An 18,842-nucleotide genomic window follows, 5' to 3' on the forward strand; every position below is an offset into this window, starting at 1 on the left:
TCATTATCGCGCGGCGGCGATCGGTGGCATCAAGGCGCCCGGGCCGCTTCGGACCGCGTCGGGGAGACTGACATGCGCACCTACGCCTATGAGACCGTCGACGTCTTCACGGAAGAGCGCTTCGGCGGCAACCAGCTCGCGGTCTTCACCGACGCGCGAGGCCTCAGCGATGCGGAGATGCAGTCGCTCGCCGCCGAGATCAACTACAGCGAGACCACCTTCGTGCTGCCGCCGGACGATCCGGCGCATACGGCAAGGGTCCGCATCTTCACGCGCACGAACGAAATGCCCTTCGCCGGGCATCCGAATGTCGGCACGGCCTTCGTGCTCGCCCGGCATGGCCGCGCCGAGGGCGGCGTGCTGCGCTTCGAGGAGATTGCGGGCCTGGTCGAGGTCCAGGTCGCCACGAGCGCGAGCGGGGAGGTCACCGGCGCCACCATCGCCGCGCCGCAGCCGCTTTCGACCGGCGTCGAGCTGCCAGCCGAGGCGATTGCCGCCTGCGCGGGATTGGCGCCTGCCGATGTCGTGGTGAGCCGGCACCGGCCTGTTCGCGCCTCGGTAGGCGTGCATTTCGTCCTCGCCGAAGTGACGGGCCCGGCCCTTTCGCGCGCGACGCCGGACCTGGGCCAGTTCCGCGCGGTCCGCGACGCGACGCCGGCGCTCGAGGGGCGCTTCTCGCTGTTCATCTATGCCCGCGACGGCGCGGATATCCGGGCGCGCATGTTCGCGCCGATCGGCGGCACCTGGGAGGATCCCGCGACCGGCAGCGCCAGCGCCACGACCGCAGCCCTGCTCCTGTCCCTCGATGGCGGCGACAGCGCGAGCTTCACGCTGACGCAGGGCGTCGAGATGGGGCGGCCGAGCCTGTTGCGGCTGACCGCCACGCGGGGCCCGGACGGCATCCGCGCGACGGTCGGCGGCACCTGCGTGCCGGTCTTCCGCGGCGAGGCGCTGCTTTAAGGCTTTCGACCGCGCTCTGAACCATCCCGTCATCCCGGGCACCGCAGGTCGTCCGGATCCATCATAGGGCGATGTCGTGCCCTATGATGGATCCCGGAGCTGCGCGGCTTCGCCGCTTGTCCAGGATGACGGTGCGCTTTCTGCCATGGCGGACAGCTAACCGAGGACGTCCAGACCCAGCTCCGCGCGCGCCCGCTTCGTCAGGCCCGCCGCCACCAGCCGGTGGCTTTCGCGCAGATAGTCCTGCAACGCGTCGTCCGGCATGGCCTCGTCGGTCAGGCGCTGGATCCAGCTCATCCCGCGCGAGGCGAGGTAGGGCGCCGGGCGCAGGCCCGGCTGCTCCTTCAGGATGTCATAGCTCGTCCAGGAGCATTTGAAGGTGACGGAGAGAGCCACGCCGTCATCGGTGCGGGCGATCGCGAAGACCTTGTCGCCGACCTTCCAGACATGGGCGCCGCCCCATTGCACGACCGTGCGCGTGGCGGGCAGGCCAGCGCAGAAGGCGTTGTAGTCGTCCAGATTCACCGTCAGTAGCTCTCGGCGTCGATGCCGTGGGCGGCCGCAGCCGCCTTGATCTGCGACCAGGTCTCGTCGTCGAGCGGAATGCCGTTGGCCTGCCGCTCGATCCGGACGGCGCGCTCCTTGTCGCCGGGGGCGAGCACCGGATTGGACTTGTCCTGCGGCTGGGCAGCGCGGACGAAGGCGAGATAGCTCTCGGTCCGGGCCTTGCGCAGCCCGGCATCGGGCTCGAGCCGGGCCGGGTCGATCAGGATGCCGAAGAGCGAGTTGATGACCCAGCTCTTGTGCGGCTTCTCGTCGATGCGGGCGGCTCCCATCAGCCCGGCCGAAAGCAGTTCGGCGATCAGCGAGAGGCCCGCGCCCTTGTGGTCTCCGAACGGCAGGAGCGCGCCCAATGCCTCGTCGCCGACGAGGCCGTGCTGGAAGACATGCCTCGGCTCGATCGTCGGCCGGCCCTCGCCGTCGATGATGTAGCCCGGCGGCACCGGCTCACCCTTGTTCAGCGCGACGCGGGCCTTGCCATGGGCCATCCGGCTGGTGGCGAAATCGAGGATGATCGGGTCTCCGCCGGGCACCGGGATGCCGATGGCATGCGGGTTGGTGCCGAAGCGCGCCTCCCTGGCCGCGTAGGGCGCGACGATGGGCGGCCGGCCGGCGACATTGACCCAGAACAGCGAGATCAGCCCATGCTCGGCCGCGGCCTCGGCATAGTGGCCGATACGGCCGATATGGTGGGCGTCGAGCAGGTTGAGGATCGCGACCCCGCCGGCCTTCGCCATGTCTGCCGCCTGCTCGACGGCGTTGCGGGCTGCCGGCTGGCCGAGCGCAACGCCGGCATCGACGATCAGGAAGGGGGCCGCATCGAGCCGGGGCTTCGAGTGCGAGTGCGGCGACAGGTTTCCGTCCGCAAGCGACTGGAAATAGAGCGGCAGCATGCCGACGCCGTGGCTGTCATGGCCGCTGAGATTGGCGAGGACGAGGTGGTCGGCGGTCTCTCGGGCCTCATCCGGCGTCCAGCCGGCCTTGATGATCATGTCGCTGACGAGGGCGCGAAGCGCTTCGGGGCGGTGCGTGCGATAGGCCATGATGTGATGTCGCCAGATGAGCTGCCGGTTTGTCAGTCGCCACAGTGCATGAGCAGGCAGGGCATGCAACATGCGGCGCGAGAAGAACGCCCTGCGCCGGCCCATCTCGACGTTCCGCTCAGCAATCCTTATGTAGTGGTCTGCAATCTTGCTTCGCCGGGCCTTGAACCCGAACGAGGAGGGACGTGGGATGTTTTCGATACCCGGCCTGAAGGTCGTCTCGCTCACCGACGCGGCGGCCGCGCGCATCCGCGAGATCATGGCGCAATCGGCGGGTGACGAGCCGGCTCTCGGCCTGCGCGTCGGCGTCAAGAAGGGCGGCTGCGCCGGGATGGAGTATACCTTCGAGATCGCGCGCGAGACGGCCAAGGGCGACGAGATCGTCACCGAGAAGGATGCGACGGTGATCGTCGACGCCAAGGCCGTGCTGTTCCTGCTCGGAACGGAACTCGACTTCAAGACCGACCGCTTCTCCTCGACCTTCGTGTTCAACAACCCAAATCAGGTCTCGGCCTGTGGCTGCGGCGAGTCGGTCGAGATCAAGCCGCGCACAGAGGCGGCCGTCGCGCAGTAGCAGCGCATTTCAAGCAGTTCGGATGGGACATAGCGTGCGTTGCGCTCGCCTTGATGCGGGCTCTGCCGCCCAACTCCGCACTCAGGCGACGCGGCTCGTAGCCTCGATCGCGTCCTCCGTCACGGTGCGGTTCCTGCCGCTGCGCTTGGCCGCCATCAGGGCCTGGTCGGCGCGGTCGGTCAGGGACGCCGCCGTGTCGCCGCGCGCATAGCTGGCGACGCCGAGCGAGATGGTGATGCGGCCGAGGTTCTCGTTGGTCGAACGCTTGACGAGTTCGCGCGTCAGTAGCGCCTGGCGCACGGTCTCGGCGCCGAACTTGCCGGCGATGAGGTCGGCGTCGGGCAGGATGATCGCGAACTCCTCGCCGCCGAAGCGCGTGATGATCGCCTTGTCCTTGAACTTGTCCTTCATGGTGCGGGCGACGAGGCGCAGCACCTGATCGCCGGTCAGATGGCCATGGGCGTCGTTGAACTGCTTGAAGAAGTCGATATCGGCCATGACCAGCGCGAAGGGCTCGCGCCGCAGCGTCGCCTGATCGATCGATTTCTGCAGCATCTCCTCGAAGTGGCGGCGGTTGGCGAGGCCGGTCAGCGGGTCGGTCAGAGCCTCGGCGCGGGTGGCTTCGAGGGCTTCACGGAGATTGCGGATCTCGTTGGAGCTGTCGCGCAGCTGCGCCTCGAGCTTGGTCTTGCGCGTCACCTCTTCGCGCGTCGAGAGCACCAGCGCCTCCACCCATTCGCGCAGCTTGGCGCGGTCGGCTGGCGGGGGCACGTCCTCCGACATCGCGCAGAGGCGGCCGTGATAGCGCTCGCTCGAATCCAGGGCCTGGTCGACCAGCGTCATCAGCCCATCGATCTCGCCGAGGACCTGCAGGCTGGTGCGCTCGGCATGGCGGGCCAGGCGCTCGGTGCTGATGAAGCGATCATAGAGATTGTCGATGTCGGCCGCGCCGACCGGGCCGTCATTGGCGGTGATGATCGCATTCATCGCCATGCTGATCGCCGGCATGTCGCCGCTCAGATGGGCATACCAGACCTCGAAGGCACGGGGGTAGCTGGGAGAACCGTGCTGGCGCATGGCTGCGACCACGCGCTCGGCGAGGTCGTCTGACGGGGAAGCCTGAAACTCGCTCATGCGATCGATGGCCCGAAGATGAGCCGACTCACGGCGCGTAGCCATGAGAGCCCCGATTGAAAATCGAAGCGGGACATCCTGTCCGTCACAACGGCGGCATGCGCCCGTCCGTGGCCGCGACGTTCATCGCGTCCATGCGCTGACCCTAGGCAAGGCTAGTTAAAATGCGGTTGATAACCGAGGCTTACCCGACACGAACGGGGCGCAGCAGGAAGGCCGGGACGTGATCGCCGAGGCCCTTGACCTTCGGGCCGTCGTCATCGTCGCGGCGGCGCGCTTCGGGGGCGCGGTCATGCCGAGCCGGCTTGCCGGCGGCGGCTGCCGCGGCGGCTCCGTCCGTAGCCGCGCCCTCGCCACGGATCTTGGTCCGGGTGGGGCCATCGGCCCCGGCGCGCCGGCGGCGCGGGGCTGCATCCTCCTCCCCATCAGCACGCTCGACCCGGATCGGCCGCGGTGCGGATTCGGGCTCGGCGCGCGGGCCGCGCTCGGGTCGGCCGCGACCGCGTTCGCCGCCACGTCCGCGACGCTCGTCGCCGCGCCCGCCACGCCCGGAGCGCTCCTCGCGCGGAGCACCGGGGGGCAGGGCGTCGAGGGTCTGCCCGTCTTCCCAGGTGATGGCCTGGCCGATCAGCTTCTCGACTGCCGCAACGAGCTTCTCGTCATGGCGGGTGACGATGGTGAAGGCGGTGCCGAGCCGCCCGGCGCGTCCGGTGCGGCCGATGCGGTGGACATAGTCCTCGGCATGGGTGGGCACGTCGTAGTTGAAGACATGGCTGACGGCGGGGATATCGAGCCCGCGCGCCGCGACGTCACTGGCGACGAGGATCGGGTTCTCGCCGGTGCGGAAGGATTCCAGCGCCGCCATGCGGGCATATTGGTCCATGTCGCCATGCAGGGAGACTGCCGGAAAGCCGTGCTTCTGCAGGGATTTGTGCAGCGTCGCGACATCGCGCTTGCGGTTGCAGAACACGATCGCGTTCTGCAGGTCGGTCGCGCCCTTGATCAGCTTGCGCAGCGTCTCGCGCTTCTCGAAATCTTGGCTGTTGGAGGCGATCAGCCGCTGGGTGATCGTCGCCGCCGCCGTCGCAGGCCGGGATACCTCGACGCGCACCGGGTTGTGCAGGAACTGCTCGCTGATGCGCGTGATCTCGGGCGGCATCGTCGCGGTGAAGAACAGCGTCTGGCGGGTGAAGGGGACGAGCTTGCAGATGCGCTCGATGTCCGGGATGAAGCCCATGTCGAGCATGCGGTCGGCCTCGTCGATGACGAGCAGCTCGACGCCGGTCAGGAGCAGCTTGCCGCGCTCGACGTGATCGAGCAGGCGGCCGGGCGTCGCGATCAGGACATCGACGCCGCGCGTGATCTTGGCATCCTGGTCGCCAAAGGACACGCCACCGATCAAGAGCGCGACGGACAACTTCTGGTTGACGCCGTAGCGGGTGAAGTTCTCCTCGACCTGGGCGGCGAGCTCGCGCGTCGGCTCAAGGATCAGCGTGCGCGGCATCCGGGCCCGGGCGCGGCCGGTCTCCAGGATCGTCAGCATGGGCAGCGTGAAGGCGGCGGTCTTGCCCGTTCCGGTCTGGGCGATGCCCAGCACGTCCTTGCGGGCCAGGACATGCGGGATCGCCTGCGCCTGGATCGGGGTCGGGTTGTTGTAGCCTGCGGTCGTGACGGCTGTCAGAACCTTTTCACTCAGGCCGAGTTCGGCAAAAGACATCGATGGTTGCGCTTCTTCAGGGTCGGTGACACGTGGCGGGATGACCTACTCAACCGCGACGGTGGCGCGACTTCTCTTTCCTGCGCGCCTTCGGACCCGTGTGCAATGCAGAAAAAGCACGGCAAAGTCAATAATCTAGCGATCGAGGAGCCTGTCTGCACGATGACTGAACCGCTTGTCCTGATTCCCGGCCTGAGCTGCGACGCCAATCTATACGCGCCGCAATGGCCGGCGCTCGCTTCGGGGCGGCCGATCCTGGTCGCTGCGCATGATCGCGACGAGACCCTCGGGGAGATCGTGCAGCGGCTGCTCGCGGTCGCGCCCGAGCGTTTCGCGCTGTGCGGGCTGTCGATGGGCGGCTACGCGGCATTCGAGGTGATGCGCCAGGCGCCGCAGCGTGTGACACGGCTTGCCCTGCTCGATACGAGCGCGAAACCTGCGACGCCGGAAACGAATACTCCGCGCGAGCAGATGATCGCTCTGGCGGAGAAGGGCGCCTACGACAACGTCACGACGCTGATCTGGCAGAGACTCGTCGCGCCGTCTCGCCTGTCCGATGAGCCATTGCGATTGCTGGTGCGCACCATGGCGGACAATATCGGCGCCGATGGCTTCGTGCGCCAGCAGCGCGCGATCATGGGGCGGCCGGATTCGCGACCGGGACTCGCTGCGATCGACGTTCCGACGCTGGTCCTGGTGGGGGACGAGGATCTGATCACGCCGCCCGTCGAGGCGCAGGAGATCGCAGGCGGAATCGGTGCCAATGCGCGGCTGGTGACGCTGCCCGGCTGCGGCCATCTCTCGACGCTGGAGCAGCCGGAGGCGGTCACCTGCGAATTGCAGGCCTGGCTGGGGTGAGCCTCAGCGCGGGACGACGCAAGGATCGAGCTTGGTCTCGTTGGCGGTCTTTCGCAGCGAGCCCGTGATCATCGGGTCGGTCGACTTGCCCTTGGCGGCGGCTGCCGCCACTTCCGCCAGGCGGTCCCTGTCGAGATTTTCGGTCCGGCTCGAGACGAAATTGGCGGCGATCACGGAAAGGAACGCGATGGCGGCGCCGGCCTTGGCGATGTCGGCGACCATGGTACCGCGCTCGTTCTTCCGAAACAGGTCGATGAGCCGCATCGGGCCCTCCCGGGTGAGAAGGGCGGCACAGCGCCCCTGTAGGGTCACCTTGCGACATCAGCCGTAAAAGGATGGTTAGCGAAGCGTTGCCTTGATCGCGCGTGCTGTAACGATCGGCTGGCCGAACGGGCATCCGCTCAGACGGCGAGACCCTCGAGGCGGGCGCGGTTCTCGCGGAAGACTTTGCGCAGCGCCGCCATGACGGCGATGACGGCCGGTCGCTGCCGTGACACCTCATGCGTCACGAGGAAGATATCGTCCGCCGTCCTGTCCGGCGGCGGCTGCAGCCGCAGCAAGGTTTCGTCGGCGTCGGCCATGAAGCAGGGTGCCATCGAGACAGTCCCCGACGATCGGATGCTCTCGTAGCGCGCGGCCGAATCGCCGACGCGGGCCGCGATCGGCCGGCCGGCCGCATAGGCCCGGATGTGCTCGTCGATGCGCGAGGAAGTCTCCCGGCTGACGGAGATGACCGGCGCGGTCGCGGGATCGACGTCGCGGCGGACATAGAGCGCCTGGACGAGCCGCCCGACCTTCTGGCCGAAATAGCCGGGTTCATCCGGGACCTTCGTCATCCGCAATGCGATGTCGGCGTCGCCGCGAGCGAGGTTCAACCGGTCGCGCGTGCTGATGATGACGATCTCGATGCCACCTGCGTCGGCCGAGATCGCTGCGGCATATTTGGTCAGGAACAGACTGATTGATGTCGTCGCCGTGATCCTGACTGGCGCATCGGCGGCCGTGCGCGCGGATTTCGCGCGGCTGGCGAAGCGCTCGGCGGCGGCGGCCACTTTGCCGGCCTCCTGCGCGAGCTCTGCGCCTGTCACCGTCAGGACGAGACGGTTGGCGCCGCGCCGGAACAGCTGCACGCCAAGCCCGCGCTCGAAGGCCTTGAGGCGGCGCGCGATCGTCGCCTCGCTCAGGCCGAGCCGGAGCGCTGCCAGGGCCAGCGACCCGCTTTCGGCGATGGCGTGGAAGATCCCGATATCATCCCAGCCGGGCGATGCCAGATCGCCGTCGCGTCGAGATGGAGGGGGAGCAGGCTGCCCCATGCGATCAGCGGCCAGGGCGCGGAAGAGGGAGCAGAGCGGGCGAGGCGGTCATCGGGGCGGCGCGGTGCGTGGGGCATGGCGGGACCATGCCCGCACCCCGGCGCCATGGCAGCCCGGCATGTTTGGCACCCAACCCCTCAGGAATGCAGGGCTCTGCCATGACAGCCTCGACGATGTGGGCCGGACGGCCGGCCCGCGTCACAGGTCGATCAGCTCGCCCGCGAAGGCGGCGCGCTCCTGGATGAAGACGAAGCGCGCCTCGGGCTTGTTGCCCATCAGCCGCTCGACCGTGTCGGAGGTCTCGTCACGCGCTTCATGGTCGACCATGACCTTGAGCAGGATGCGCTTGCTCGGATCCATGGTGGTTTCCTTGAGCTGGGCCGGCATCATTTCGCCCAGGCCCTTGAAGCGGCTGATCTCCGGCTTCTTGCCCTTGAAGACCGAGGCGATCAGCTCGTCCTTATGCGCGTCGTTGCGGGCATAGACCGATTTGCCGCCGTGCTGGAGCCGGTAGAGCGGCGGCACGGCGAGATAGAGATGGCCCTTCTCGATCAGCCGCGGCATCTGCCGCCAGAAGAAGGTGACCAGCAGCGAGGCGATGTGGGCGCCGTCGACATCGGCGTCGGTCATCACGATGACCTTCTCGTAGCGCAGGTCGTCCTCGCGGAACTGGCTGCCGATGCCGCAGCCCAGCGCGAGGATCAGGTCGGCGAGCTGCTGGTTCTGGTTCAGCTTCTCGCGCGTCGCATTGGCGACGTTGAGGATCTTGCCGCGCAGCGGAAGAATGGCCTGCGTGGTGCGATTGCGCGCCTGCTTGGCCGAACCACCGGCGGAATCACCCTCGACGATGAAGAGTTCGGAGCCGGCTGCGCCGGCCGAACTGCAATCCGCCAGCTTGCCGGGCAGGCGCAGCTTGCGCGTCGCGGTCTTGCGCGAGACCTCCTTTTCGAGGCGGCGGCGCAGGCGCTCCTCGGCCCGGTCGACCGACCAGTCGAGCAGCTTCAAAGCCTGCTGCGGCGCGGCCGCGAGCCAGTGGTCGAAGGCATCGCGCACCGCATTCTCGACGATGCGGGAGGCTTCGAGCGTCGCCAGCTTGTCCTTGGTCTGACCCTGGAATTCCGGCTCACGAATGAAGACCGAGAGCATCGCGGCGCAGGTCGCCATGACGTCGTCCGATGTCACCTGCGCCATGCGTTTGGACTGGCCGATGCGCTCGGCGTGGTCGCGCAGGCCACGCAGCAGGGCGATGCGCAGGCCCTGTTCATGCGTGCCGCCTTCCGGCGTCGGAATGGTGTTGCAGTAGGACGAGGAGAAGCCGTCCTCGCCGGTGGCGAGCCAGGCGACCGCCCATTCCAGCGAGCCGTGGCTGCCTTCCCTGGTGATCTTGCCGGAGAAGATCGGCTCGGCGACGAGGTCTTTGCCCTCGATCTCGCGGCCGAGATAGTCGCGCAGGCCGCCGGGGAAGCGGAACACGGCCTCGGCCGCGACATCGCCCTCGGGCTTCAGCAGCGCAGGCGCGCAGCGCCAGCGGATCTCGACACCGCCGAAGAGATAGGCCTTGGAGCGCGCCATCCGGAACAGGCGGGCGGGGATGAAATGCGCGCCCTCGCCGAAGATCTGCGCATCGGGATGGAAGCGCACGCGTGTGCCCCGCCGGTTGGCCACCGGCCCGACCGTCTCCAGCGGTCCCTGCGGGATGCCGCGCGAGAAGACCTGACGATAGAGCACCTTGCCGCGGGCGACCTCGACCTCGAGCCGGTCGGAGAGCGCGTTCACCACCGAGACGCCGACGCCATGCAAGCCGCCCGAGGTTTCATAGGCTTTCGAGTCGAACTTTCCGCCGGCGTGCAGCGTCGTCATGATGACTTCAAGCGCCGACTTGCCGGGGAATTTCGGATGCGGATCGACGGGGATGCCGCGGCCGTTGTCGGTGACGGCGATCGAGCCGTCTTCCAGCAGTTCGACATCGATGAAGCTGGCATGGCCTGCCACGGCCTCGTCCATGGCGTTGTCGATCACCTCGGCGAAGAGGTGGTGCAGAGCGCGCTCGTCGGTGCCGCCGATATACATGCCTGGCCGGCGCCGCACCGGCTCCAGGCCTTCGAGCACCTCGATCGCCGAGGCATCGTAGCCAGTCTCGGACAGGGTGCCGTTGCGCGGTGGCGGCGCCGTCGGGCTCGGCGTCGCAGCGCTCGCGGGCATGTCCGATCGCGACGGGGCCGGCTTCGGCTCGGCCGCCCGGGGCATCGGCGCTGCCGGCCGCTCCGGTTCCCCGCCAAAAAGATCGCCGTTCTCCGCCATCGTGTCCGCAGGCCCCTGATTCGCGACTGTAAATGTTAGCCCAGATGCGGCTTCGCCGCGCTGCGGCACTTCCTACAGGCAAGGGCGCGCGGAGGGAACGCCTCCCGTCGTCACAGTGTCACGCGATACCGTAAACTGGCGGCGATGGAACCGATCCGTTCAGAGTGCATTAACCCTACAGACTGAAGATTGACCTCGACGATCGAAGGGCTGGGCGGCGTGCCGCCAGCTGCTATGATCACCGAAAAATGGGGGAGGGTGTCGTGGCGTCTGGTGCGTTGGTAGCGAGGGGAAGCGTGGCCGGCCTGGAACGGGCGGCGCGCCTTGCCGGCGAGGCCTTCGGGCATGAGGAGCCTGCCCCGCTGAGCCTGGCCGCGACCGGCCCTTCGCGCTGGAACGCCTGGCTGTCGGCCGGGCTCGCCGCGATTTCGGGACGGCTGACGCTCGGCATCCGCTGATCGCGAACACCCGATCACGAACAGCCGCCATCCGTCGATGACGCGCCGGCGCAAACCGTTCAGGCTGCGGTCTGCATTTTCGCGATGACCGCGAGCAGGGCGTCGGCGCTGCCGGCCCATGAAAAGCGCTGTGCGTTGTCGTGGCCATCCGCGATCAGCCTGTCACGTTTGCCAGGGTTCTCCAACACGGTCCGCATCGCCTGCACCAACGTCTGCGGCTGCATCGGATCGAAATAGAACGCGGCCTCGCCGCAGGCTTCGCGGACTGGCGCAATGTCCGAGGCCAGGACCGGGCAGCCCTGCGACATCGCTTCGAGAGGAGGGATGCCGAAGCCCTCATAGAGGCTCGGGAAGACGAAGGCGGTGGCGCGCCGCTCCAGAGCTGCGATCTCGGCATCACTGAGGCGGCCGGCGAAGACGAGACTGTCGCCGCTGCCATAGTCGCCGCCGTTGAAGACGCGGGAATGGATGCCGCCAACGATCACGAGCTTCTGGCCGGGAGCGGCCAGCGCCTCGAAGGCGCGGATGGCAAAGGCGATGTTCTTGTTGGGCTTGAGCGTGCCGACGAGCAGGAAATAGTCGCCGCCTGCGAGCTCGAGCCGGTCCAGAACGGCCTCGTCCGGAGTCAGGCCGGCGAAATGGTCGGTGGCGTTGTAGACGACCGAAATCCCCTCGGGATCGACCCGGAAGATCTCGCCCAGTTCCTGTCGGGAGAAATGCGAGACCGTCGCGATCGTCGCCATTCGCGTCAGCACGGCCCCCAGCAGGCCATGGAGCAGCCTATAAGAGCGGCTGAATGAGTCCGGGTGACGGAAGATCGTTGCGTCATGGATGACGGTCAGCTGGTGTCGCTTCAGCAGGGGCCCGCTGCCGCCGAAGCCGAGGAGCAGGTCGCGGCGGGCGCGCCAGGCCAGCGCGGTCTGCTCCCAGAGATGGCCGGCCCCGCCGCCGAGGCGCTCGACGCGGATCGCCCCGAGATCGAGATCGACGGCGGCGCCGTCAGGCACGATCAGCCGCCAATCCGCTCCGCGCAAGGCTTCCGGCACGGCACCGGCGCCGATTTTCCGGTCGAGCGCCTGCGTCAGTTCGCGGGCGAAGCGCTGCACGCCCGTGAGCGGCTGGGCCAGGAAGCGGCCATTGATGCTGATCGTGTTCAAGGGCCGCCGTCCTCAGGCCCAGGGGCGAGCCCTGGCAATTCGGCGCACTATGCCCGCCCGGCGTAAAGACGATGTTTCCAGCTCGGCCAGGCCGCCCTTGGCCCGGCCGAGGCGCGGGGTGTGCAGGGGCGCGGACAAAAAAAGCCGGGGCGTCGCCGCCCCGGCTGTTGAGGTGGACCGCGCTAGACCGCGGTCGGGAGGAAAATCGCGGCCGGTCCTTTGCTCTGGCGTCGGAACTTCCCGAAAAGTGCATTCCACTCTTCGATCCGATGCCGGGACCGGCCGAAATCCTCAGTAGGAGTAGTACATCGCGAACTCGACCGGGTGCGGCGTCATTTCGAACTTCGCCACATCCTGCATCTTGAGCTCGATATAGCTCTCGATGAAGTCGTCATTGAAGACGCCGCCGGCCTTGAGATAGGCGTTGTCCTTCTTGAGCGACTCCAGGGCCTCGCGCAGCGAACCGCAGACCGTCGGGATCTTCTTCAGCTCGCGCGGCGGCAGGTCGTAGAGATCCTTGTCCATGGCCGGGCCCGGATCGATCTTGTTGATGATGCCGTCGAGGCCGGCCATCAGCATGGCGGCGAAGGCGAGGTAGGGGTTCGCCATCGGATCGGGGAAGCGGACCTCGACGCGCTTGGCCTTGGGCGAGGTCGTCCACGGAATACGGCAAGAGGCCGAGCGGTTGCGCGCCGAATAGGCGAGCAGAACCGGGGCTTCATAGCCGGGGACGAGGCGCTTGTAGGAGTTCGTCGACGGGTTGGTGAAGGCGTTCAGGGACTTGGCGTGCTTGATGATGCCGCCGATGTACCACAGGCACTCCTGCGAGAGGTCGGCATACTTGTTGCCGGCCATGGTCGGCTTGCCGCCCTTCCAGATCGACTGGTGGACGTGCATGCCCGAGCCGTTGTCGCCATAGATCGGCTTCGGCATGAAGGTCGCGGTCTTGCCGTAGCTCTGCGCGACGTTGTGGATCGCGTACTTATAGACCTGCATCTGGTCGGCCATGTGGGTCAGCGTGTCGAACTTCATTCCGAGTTCGTGCTGCGCCGAGGCGACCTCGTGGTGATGCTTCTCGACCTTGACGCCCATGGCAGCCATGGCCGCCAGCATCTCGCCGCGCATGTCCTGCGCCGAATCCTGCGGCGGGACGGGGAAGTAGCCGCCCTTGGTGGCGATGCGATGGCCGAGGTTGCCGCCCTCGTATTCGGTCTGGCCGTTGATCGGCAGCTCGACGTTGTCGAGCTTGAAGCCCGTGTTGTACGGGTCGGCGGAGATCTTGACGTCGTCGAAGACGAAGAACTCGGCCTCGGGGCCGACATAGATGGTGTCGCCGATGCCGGTCGACTTGAGATAGGCCTCGGCCTTCTTGGCGATGCCGCGCGGGTCGCGGCCGTAGGGCTCGCCGGTGGCCGGCTCGAGCACGTCGCAGGTGATGACCATCGTCGCGGCCGAGAAGAACGGGTCCATGACGGCCGTGGTCGGGTCCGGCATCAGGAGCATGTCGGACTCGTTGATCGCCTTCCAGCCGGCGATCGAGGAGCCGTCGAACATCGTGCCCTCGGCGAAGATGTCCTCGTCGATCATGGTGACGTCGAAGGTCACATGCTGCCACTTGCCGCGCGGGTCGGTGAAGCGGAAGTCGACATATTTGACGTCGTTGTCCTTGATCGCCTTCAGGACATCCTTGGCGTTCTTCATCTCAGCATTCCTCTTAAGGTCGTTTCTCAACTCATACGATCCGCGGGGTCATCAGACCGCCGGGCCGCCGAACTCTTGGGTCGGGATGAGCCCTCAGATCGCGTCCGCGCCGGTTTCTCCGGTGCGGATGCGGATCGCCCCCTCCACCGTCGATACAAAAATCTTGCCATCGCCGATGCGCCCGGTCTGGGCGGCCTTCATGATCGCCTCGATGGCGCCATCGACCATCTCGTCGGCGAGCACGATCTCGATTTTGACCTTCGGCAGGAAGTCGACGACGTATTCGGCGCCGCGATAGAGCTCGGTGTGGCCCTTCTGCCGCCCGAAGCCCTTGGCCTCCAGAACGGTGATGCCCTGCAGGCCGACCTCCTGAAGCGCCTCCTTCACCTCGTCCAGCTTGAACGGCTTGATGATCGCTTCGATCTTCTTCATCTGCCGACCGGCCTCCTCTACGCGCCAATTCGATCCCGGAACGAGCATCCGGATCCTCTGGATCCGCCGGCCCGCTCGCCTGCCGCGGGACGGCGAATTCGTCTCAGATCGCTCATAGCATCGGCGCATTCATGCCGCCATGCGGCAGCGCGGTCGCGGATGCCTGATGATAGGGCAAAAAACAGATGATAAAATAGCCAATTGCTTAAAGCGTGATCATTTCTGGGCTTGGCGGCCCGGGCTTGCTCGCGCGGCCGGGCTCTCCGATGATGCCGGCATGCAAGCGCCTGCCTCGACGAAACTCGCCCTGCTCGACGTTGCTGGCATGGTGGCGGCCGATCGAGCCACGATCGGGGCCGGGACGCCGGGACATGTGCTGATGGAGCGCGCCGGGCAAGCCGTGGCGGACGTCGCCGACAGGCTTGCGCCTGCGGGCGCCCGTATCCTCGTGCTGTGCGGGCCGGGCAACAACGGTGGGGATGGCTTCGTCGTCGCCCGGCTGCTTCGCGAGCGCGGCCGACGCGTCACCCTGGCCCTGGCCGGCGAACGGTCGCGGTTGACCGGCGACGCCGCTGTCATGGCGGGGCTCTGGACCGGCCCCGTCGAGCCGATCGCCGGCTTGCTGCCGCAGGATCATGACCTGATCGTCGACGCCTTGTTCGGCGCCGGGCTGAGCCGGCGGCTCGAGGGGGAGGTTGCCGGCCTTGTCGCCGCCGTCAATGCTTCGGGGCGTCCCGTCATCGCGGTCGATGTGCCCAGCGGGCTCGCCGGTGATACCGGGCGCAGCGAGGGCGAGGTCGTCAGGGCCAGCCAGACGGTGACCTTCTTCCGGCTCAAGCCCGGGCATCTGCTGCAGCCGGGGCGCGCGCTCTGCGGGGAGGTGACGCTTGCGGATATCGGCATCCCGGCGGATCTCGTCTTCACCGCGGAGCATCCCGCGACGATGTTCCGGAACGCTCCCGGGCTGTGGCGGCGTGCCTGGCCGGCCCACGCCGCCGAGACCCACAAATATCGGCGCGGTGCCGTGCTCGTCGTGGCGGGTGGTCTGGCCGGGGTCGGCGCGCCACGGCTGGGCGCGCGCGCCGCGCTTCGCATCGGGGCGGGGCTGGTGAGTGTCGCCTGCCGGCCCGAGGCCCTGGTTGCGCATGCCGCGCGCGGTCCCGATGCCCTGATGCAGCGCTCGGTGGCGACTGTCGAAGAGCTCGGCGAAATGCTCGGCGAGGCGAGGTTGTCCGCCGTCCTGGCCGGCCCGGCCCTGGGACTCGACCTGCCGGCGCGCGAAGCGGTGCAGGCCGTCCTGCGGAGCGCGGTCCCGGCCGTTCTCGATGCCGATGCATTGACCCTGATGGCGCAGGCAGGCGGCCTCCGCCGGCTCATCGAGCGACGCGGCGCACCTTGCGTATTGACCCCGCACGAGGGCGAATTCACGCGCCTGTTCGGGAGCGTGCCTGAAATCGCCCGGGCGGCATCCAAGCTCGACAGGGCGCGGCACGCCGCGGGTCGTTCCGGTGCGGTCGTCGTTCTCAAGGGCTCCGATACGGTGATCGCATCGCCCGATGGGCGCGCCGCCATCAACACGACCGGCTCGGCCGCCCTCGCGACGGCGGGCTCCGGCGACGTGCTGGGCGGATTGATCGCGGGCCTGCTGGCCCAGGGCATGCCGGCTTTCGAAGCGGCCTGTGCGGCCGTCTGGCTGCACGGGCGCGCCGGGGAGGCGCTCGGGTTCGGGCTGATCGCCGACGACCTGCCGGAAGCGGTCATGCGACTGGTGAACGAGGATGCGCTCAGCGACCCGAACGCGACCTGAACGAAGAGGGCCCGCCCTCAGCAGAGGACGGGCCCTCGGGCGCCTCAGGAACTCAACTCGACGGGAACGCTACTCACGCAGAGCGCCCATTCAGTTGCCGGCGTAGCTCACGGCCGGAGCGGCGGTGAGCTGCTCCTTGGTCATGTTGATCTTGCCGTGGTCCGGATACATCGCCGGCGCCTTGGGGGCCGAGGCGCTCGGGGCCGTGGCCATCCCGCCGCCGGAGGCGCTGCCGCCGCCCGCAGGGGCAGGCGCCGGCGCCGCGCTGGGCAACGGCTGGTCGCTGAAGCTGACCTGCTCGAACGGGATCGCAACGTCCTTCGAGCCGATGCCGAGGAAGCCGCCGACACCGACGGTGACCATCTCGATCTTGCCGGCCTTGTCGAACAGCACTTCGGTGATGTCACCCACCTTCTTGTTGTCGGGGCCGTATACGTCGACGCCGATCAGCTTGGTCGCGCGCCACTTGCCCTGTCCGGCGAGATTGTTCTCGGGAACCTTGGCCGGTTCGGTCGCCGGCGCCGGGGTTGCGGCGGGTGCGCTCGGAGCGGTCGGCGAGGGCGTGCTGGTCTGTGCGAGCGCCGTCGCGGCCATGAGTGCGAAGCCAAGAGATGTCGCTGCAACATGTCGTTTGAACATGATGTCCTCCAAAAGTATCCGCTTCACAGCGGCTCGGATGACAAACGTTGAAGATCGCGGATTGTTTCCGGCGCGCTCGCAAATGTTTCGGGTCGGCTCACAACAATCCTGTGCCGTATGGATGTCGATGTTCTTGACGCTGCGCCAGCGAACTCGGCCAGGCCCAGACGGAACGCCGGCGGTCACGGCGTTCCTTCGCAGGCGCGCGGTTCTCCGATATGAATATTGCCGACCTGCCAGCGCCGAAAGGAATGCGCCGATGCCTGGAGCTGCCGTGACCATCATTCTGGGCGAGGCGCAGCTGGCCGCTTTGGACCGTTATCTCCGGGACCACAAGCCGACGCTGACGCGCGAGCAGGCGCTGTCCGAGATCGTGGCGGCCTGGGCGAATGCTCAGCCGGGGACGCCGCCTCTGCCGGCGGACGAGGGCCTGCGGCCGGAAGAGCTCAACGCCAGCAACGACACTTGATGGAGGGCAGGTCCCTGCAGGGCAGGCGCTTGCCGGGGAGGTGCCTGCAGCGGGGGCGCTTCGAGGTCTCCGGCTCGCCGCGGCCCTTCACTCCTCCGCGTCGTCCAGCCTGAGCTCGAAGGCCAGCATCGCCTCCGCGAGAGCCGCGAGCTCCCGCTCCTTGGCGGGACTGTCCGCCGCCGCGTTCAGCTCCGCGACCCGGCGCTGGGCGCGCTCATAGTCTTCGTCGGTGTGGATGACGATGGGCTCTTTCACGGTCAGTCCTTCCAATCTGTCGCGTCGTCGTGCTTGCGGTCCCAGCGCTGCACGGCTTCGATCAGAGCGTCGCGCTCGCGCTGTTCGGCTTCGCCGCGCGTCGCCTTGTCGAGGGCAGCGATCTTCTGCGTCGCAAGCTCGTAATCCTCGATCGTCTCGATCCTGATGCGTATCCGGTCGTTCTCGCCCGGATGCGCGCCGTGCTCGATCGTGGTTCGCATGGTCATTCCCCGACTATAGGCTGAATCCGCAACGGAACTACCCGCGGGCCTGCGTCCGGTTCCGGATCGCTGCGCCCTTAAGACTTCCGCAAGGTTGCCTGCGTGATTCGTTGGGTGTTGCATGTGGTCGAAGGACGGCTTTGCCGTGGAGCGCGCTGCCATGTTCAGGTTGGTCGTCACGCTGGTGTTTGCCGTCGGCGCCGTCGCCGTATCCTCGCGATCCCAGGCCTTCTGGGATCGCTCGCAGGTGTCGCATTGCGCCGACGCCACGACGGATGCCGAGCGGCTCCGCCATCGCTGCTATGAACTCAAGGCCTATGCGGATCCGGGCTGGCCTGCGCTGGGCCTGGGCGAAGGCGTCTATGGCTATCGGGCGTATCGCTACAAGTCGCCGGTGCCGGCGCTGCCGCCCGGGGGGCGCCCGCCGGTGCGTCGTCTCGGCTGAGCGTCGCGTGTACGACGGCCGCAGGGCGCTTCAGGCTGATGGATGCGCGGATTTCCGGCTTGCGGTGGTGAGCGGGGAGGGGATCGAACCCTCGACCACATGATTAAAAGTCACGTGCTCTACCACTGAGCTACCCGCCCTCACTGCGCGCTGACATACGGAGGCGGCGTGGCGTGGTCAACCATGGCGAGGGACTGCCCCCAGGGAAAAGCCTGCCCGCCAAGGACAACGCGAAGGCCGGCGGCGGCCAAAGCGTCAGGCCAGCGCGCCGCGCGACGGGCTTTGGTGCCGGCCGTTAACGCGCGATAAACCAACCCGCCATAGCCTGCGACCATGGTCATCCGCCGCGGCGTCAGATCCGTCCTCATCGCGCTCGCGCTCTACCTCGTGTCGGGCGCGGCGGTGAGCTATTTCATGTTCCATGCCCGGCACGGCGCGCGTGGCCTAGAGGCGCGCGATACCCTGCAGGGCTCGCTGCGCGAGATGGAGGCCGAGCTCGCCGGCCTGACGGCCGAGCGCAAGCTCTGGGAGCAGCGCCTGGCGCTGGTGCGCGACGAGGCGGTCGACCGAGACGTGCTGGAGGAGCGCGCGCGCGAGACCCTCGGCCGCGTCCACCGCAACGACGTTATCCTCATGGGGCGCTGAAAAGCGCTGGAAAACGCCGGCAAATAGTCCCATGCGTATCGATTAACTGGATTTCAGTTACTTCAAGAAAATCCTTTCATTGCAGAGGCTTGGCTCATGCTGCAATGCGAGATAGCCGCCTCGCCAAGGGTTTTGCGATCCTCTACAACCAA

At 67.5% G+C, this 18,842-nt stretch carries 21 protein-coding genes and 1 tRNA gene; 8 read left to right on the forward strand and 14 right to left on the reverse strand.

Annotated features, from left to right (window positions below):
• Positions 1–72 precede the first annotated feature (72 nt).
• Complete coding sequence (locus VGN82_RS11285) at positions 73–960, forward strand: PhzF family phenazine biosynthesis protein (protein ID WP_327527113.1); 888 nt, start codon at positions 73–75, stop codon at positions 958–960.
• Positions 961–1,116: 156 nt separating this feature from the next.
• Here VGN82_RS11285 and VGN82_RS11290 read toward each other — a convergent pair whose 3' ends face one another.
• Both VGN82_RS11290 and VGN82_RS11295 read right to left on the reverse strand, forming a co-directional pair.
• Positions 1,117–1,485, reverse strand: a complete 369-nt coding sequence (locus VGN82_RS11290; RefSeq protein ID WP_327527114.1) for an MmcQ/YjbR family DNA-binding protein — start codon at positions 1,483–1,485, stop codon at positions 1,117–1,119.
• Positions 1,486–1,487: 2 nt separating this feature from the next.
• Positions 1,488–2,564 (reverse strand): malate/lactate/ureidoglycolate dehydrogenase, encoded by a 1,077-nt coding sequence (locus VGN82_RS11295; protein ID WP_327527115.1) that lies wholly within the window; start codon positions 2,562–2,564, stop codon positions 1,488–1,490.
• 190 nt (positions 2,565–2,754) lie between these two features.
• Here VGN82_RS11295 and VGN82_RS11300 point away from each other — a divergent pair, with 190 nt between their 5' ends.
• A complete protein-coding gene (locus VGN82_RS11300; protein ID WP_327527116.1) occupies positions 2,755–3,138 on the forward strand; it encodes a HesB/IscA family protein in 384 nt (127 codons plus the stop codon).
• A gap of 81 nt (positions 3,139–3,219) precedes the next feature.
• Here VGN82_RS11300 and VGN82_RS11305 read toward each other — a convergent pair whose 3' ends face one another.
• Positions 3,220–4,272 carry a GGDEF domain-containing protein gene (locus tag VGN82_RS11305; protein WP_327527117.1) on the reverse strand — a complete coding sequence of 351 codons (1,053 nt, stop codon included), beginning with the start codon at positions 4,270–4,272 and terminating at the stop codon, positions 3,220–3,222.
• Positions 4,273–4,456: 184 nt separating this feature from the next.
• Positions 4,457–5,989, reverse strand: coding sequence for a DEAD/DEAH box helicase (locus VGN82_RS11310; protein WP_327527118.1), 1,533 nt, complete (start codon positions 5,987–5,989; stop codon positions 4,457–4,459).
• A gap of 162 nt (positions 5,990–6,151) precedes the next feature.
• Here VGN82_RS11310 and VGN82_RS11315 point away from each other — a divergent pair, with 162 nt between their 5' ends.
• Complete coding sequence (locus VGN82_RS11315) at positions 6,152–6,847, forward strand: alpha/beta fold hydrolase (protein ID WP_327527119.1); 696 nt, start codon at positions 6,152–6,154, stop codon at positions 6,845–6,847.
• Between the two features lie 3 nt (positions 6,848–6,850).
• Here VGN82_RS11315 and VGN82_RS11320 read toward each other — a convergent pair whose 3' ends face one another.
• From VGN82_RS11320 to parE, 3 genes are all read right to left on the reverse strand, one after another.
• Positions 6,851–7,111, reverse strand: a complete 261-nt coding sequence (locus VGN82_RS11320) for a hypothetical protein (protein WP_327527120.1) — start codon at positions 7,109–7,111, stop codon at positions 6,851–6,853.
• 137 nt (positions 7,112–7,248) lie between these two features.
• Positions 7,249–8,160 carry a LysR family transcriptional regulator gene (locus tag VGN82_RS11325; protein WP_327527121.1) on the reverse strand — a complete coding sequence of 304 codons (912 nt, stop codon included), beginning with the start codon at positions 8,158–8,160 and terminating at the stop codon, positions 7,249–7,251.
• A 198-nt stretch (positions 8,161–8,358) separates the two neighbouring features.
• On the reverse strand, positions 8,359–10,407 hold the full coding sequence (gene parE / locus VGN82_RS11330) for a DNA topoisomerase IV subunit B (protein ID WP_414644273.1): 2,049 nt from the start codon (positions 10,405–10,407) through the stop codon (positions 8,359–8,361).
• A 350-nt stretch (positions 10,408–10,757) separates the two neighbouring features.
• Between parE and VGN82_RS11335 the strand changes: the two genes are divergently transcribed.
• Positions 10,758–10,919, forward strand: coding sequence for a hypothetical protein (locus tag VGN82_RS11335; protein WP_327527123.1), 162 nt, complete (start codon positions 10,758–10,760; stop codon positions 10,917–10,919).
• Positions 10,920–10,978: 59 nt separating this feature from the next.
• Here VGN82_RS11335 and VGN82_RS11340 read toward each other — a convergent pair whose 3' ends face one another.
• The 3 genes from VGN82_RS11340 to VGN82_RS11350 all read right to left on the reverse strand — a co-directional run bounded on the left by VGN82_RS11340 (position 10,979) and on the right by VGN82_RS11350 (position 14,209).
• Entirely contained in the window at positions 10,979–12,076 is a 1,098-nt protein-coding gene (locus VGN82_RS11340; protein WP_327527124.1) for a glycosyltransferase family 4 protein, read from the reverse strand.
• Between the two features lie 291 nt (positions 12,077–12,367).
• Positions 12,368–13,777 carry a type I glutamate--ammonia ligase gene (gene glnA / locus VGN82_RS11345; protein ID WP_327527125.1) on the reverse strand — a complete coding sequence of 470 codons (1,410 nt, stop codon included), beginning with the start codon at positions 13,775–13,777 and terminating at the stop codon, positions 12,368–12,370.
• A gap of 93 nt (positions 13,778–13,870) precedes the next feature.
• Positions 13,871–14,209, reverse strand: a complete 339-nt coding sequence (locus VGN82_RS11350) for a P-II family nitrogen regulator (RefSeq protein ID WP_066724541.1) — start codon at positions 14,207–14,209, stop codon at positions 13,871–13,873.
• A gap of 277 nt (positions 14,210–14,486) precedes the next feature.
• Here VGN82_RS11350 and VGN82_RS11355 point away from each other — a divergent pair, with 277 nt between their 5' ends.
• A complete protein-coding gene (locus VGN82_RS11355) occupies positions 14,487–16,016 on the forward strand; it encodes an NAD(P)H-hydrate dehydratase (protein WP_327527126.1) in 1,530 nt (509 codons plus the stop codon).
• A gap of 90 nt (positions 16,017–16,106) precedes the next feature.
• On the opposite strand, the gene VGN82_RS11360 is transcribed toward VGN82_RS11355, so the two are convergent.
• Positions 16,107–16,655 (reverse strand): PRC-barrel domain-containing protein, encoded by a 549-nt coding sequence (locus VGN82_RS11360; RefSeq protein ID WP_327527127.1) that lies wholly within the window; start codon positions 16,653–16,655, stop codon positions 16,107–16,109.
• 259 nt (positions 16,656–16,914) lie between these two features.
• Here VGN82_RS11360 and VGN82_RS11365 point away from each other — a divergent pair, with 259 nt between their 5' ends.
• Positions 16,915–17,124: a hypothetical protein gene (locus VGN82_RS11365; protein WP_327527128.1), complete on the forward strand. Its 210-nt coding sequence runs from the start codon at positions 16,915–16,917 to the stop codon at positions 17,122–17,124.
• Between the two features lie 87 nt (positions 17,125–17,211).
• On the opposite strand, the gene VGN82_RS11370 is transcribed toward VGN82_RS11365, so the two are convergent.
• Together VGN82_RS11370 and VGN82_RS11375 are read right to left on the reverse strand one after the other, a co-directional pair.
• Entirely contained in the window at positions 17,212–17,379 is a 168-nt protein-coding gene (locus VGN82_RS11370; protein ID WP_327527129.1) for a hypothetical protein, read from the reverse strand.
• A gap of 2 nt (positions 17,380–17,381) precedes the next feature.
• Positions 17,382–17,600 (reverse strand): hypothetical protein, encoded by a 219-nt coding sequence (locus VGN82_RS11375; protein ID WP_327527130.1) that lies wholly within the window; start codon positions 17,598–17,600, stop codon positions 17,382–17,384.
• Positions 17,601–17,760: 160 nt separating this feature from the next.
• Here VGN82_RS11375 and VGN82_RS11380 point away from each other — a divergent pair, with 160 nt between their 5' ends.
• Positions 17,761–18,045, forward strand: a complete 285-nt coding sequence (locus tag VGN82_RS11380; protein ID WP_327527131.1) for a hypothetical protein — start codon at positions 17,761–17,763, stop codon at positions 18,043–18,045.
• 65 nt (positions 18,046–18,110) lie between these two features.
• On the opposite strand, the gene VGN82_RS11385 is transcribed toward VGN82_RS11380, so the two are convergent.
• Positions 18,111–18,185 (reverse strand) — tRNA-Lys (locus VGN82_RS11385).
• Between the two features lie 193 nt (positions 18,186–18,378).
• On the opposite strand from VGN82_RS11385, the gene VGN82_RS11390 reads away from it, so the two are divergent.
• The gene (locus VGN82_RS11390) at positions 18,379–18,690 is read left to right on the forward strand and encodes an FtsB family cell division protein (protein WP_327527132.1); all 312 of its coding nucleotides are present in this window, start codon (positions 18,379–18,381) and stop codon (positions 18,688–18,690) included.
• Positions 18,691–18,842: the final 152 nt, after the last annotated feature.

Source organism: Allobosea sp. (assembly GCF_035999205.1).
Lineage (GTDB): Bacteria > Pseudomonadota > Alphaproteobacteria > Rhizobiales > Beijerinckiaceae > Allobosea.

What these genes read in the sequence shown, in the direction of transcription:
- VGN82_RS11285 (WP_327527113.1), top strand. Translation starts at nt 73, where the DNA reads ATGCGCACCTACGCCTATGAGACCGTCGACGTCTTCACGGAAGAGCGC.
- VGN82_RS11295 (WP_327527115.1), bottom strand. Translation starts at nt 2,564, where the DNA reads ATGGCCTATCGCACGCACCGCCCCGAAGCGCTTCGCGCCCTCGTCAGC.
- VGN82_RS11300 (WP_327527116.1), top strand. Translation starts at nt 2,755, where the DNA reads ATGTTTTCGATACCCGGCCTGAAGGTCGTCTCGCTCACCGACGCGGCG.
- VGN82_RS11305 (WP_327527117.1), bottom strand. Translation starts at nt 4,272, where the DNA reads ATGAGCGAGTTTCAGGCTTCCCCGTCAGACGACCTCGCCGAGCGCGTG.
- VGN82_RS11310 (WP_327527118.1), bottom strand. Translation starts at nt 5,989, where the DNA reads ATGTCTTTTGCCGAACTCGGCCTGAGTGAAAAGGTTCTGACAGCCGTC.
- VGN82_RS11315 (WP_327527119.1), top strand. Translation starts at nt 6,152, where the DNA reads ATGACTGAACCGCTTGTCCTGATTCCCGGCCTGAGCTGCGACGCCAAT.
- VGN82_RS11320 (WP_327527120.1), bottom strand. Translation starts at nt 7,111, where the DNA reads ATGCGGCTCATCGACCTGTTTCGGAAGAACGAGCGCGGTACCATGGTC.
- VGN82_RS11325 (WP_327527121.1), bottom strand. Translation starts at nt 8,160, where the DNA reads ATGGGGCAGCCTGCTCCCCCTCCATCTCGACGCGACGGCGATCTGGCA.
- parE (WP_414644273.1), bottom strand. Translation starts at nt 10,407, where the DNA reads ATGCCCCGGGCGGCCGAGCCGAAGCCGGCCCCGTCGCGATCGGACATG.
- glnA (WP_327527125.1), bottom strand. Translation starts at nt 13,777, where the DNA reads ATGAAGAACGCCAAGGATGTCCTGAAGGCGATCAAGGACAACGACGTC.
- VGN82_RS11350 (WP_066724541.1), bottom strand. Translation starts at nt 14,209, where the DNA reads ATGAAGAAGATCGAAGCGATCATCAAGCCGTTCAAGCTGGACGAGGTG.
- VGN82_RS11355 (WP_327527126.1), top strand. Translation starts at nt 14,487, where the DNA reads ATGCAAGCGCCTGCCTCGACGAAACTCGCCCTGCTCGACGTTGCTGGC.
- VGN82_RS11360 (WP_327527127.1), bottom strand. Translation starts at nt 16,655, where the DNA reads ATGTTCAAACGACATGTTGCAGCGACATCTCTTGGCTTCGCACTCATG.
- VGN82_RS11365 (WP_327527128.1), top strand. Translation starts at nt 16,915, where the DNA reads ATGCCTGGAGCTGCCGTGACCATCATTCTGGGCGAGGCGCAGCTGGCC.
- VGN82_RS11375 (WP_327527130.1), bottom strand. Translation starts at nt 17,600, where the DNA reads ATGCGAACCACGATCGAGCACGGCGCGCATCCGGGCGAGAACGACCGG.
- VGN82_RS11380 (WP_327527131.1), top strand. Translation starts at nt 17,761, where the DNA reads ATGTTCAGGTTGGTCGTCACGCTGGTGTTTGCCGTCGGCGCCGTCGCC.
- VGN82_RS11390 (WP_327527132.1), top strand. Translation starts at nt 18,379, where the DNA reads ATGGTCATCCGCCGCGGCGTCAGATCCGTCCTCATCGCGCTCGCGCTC.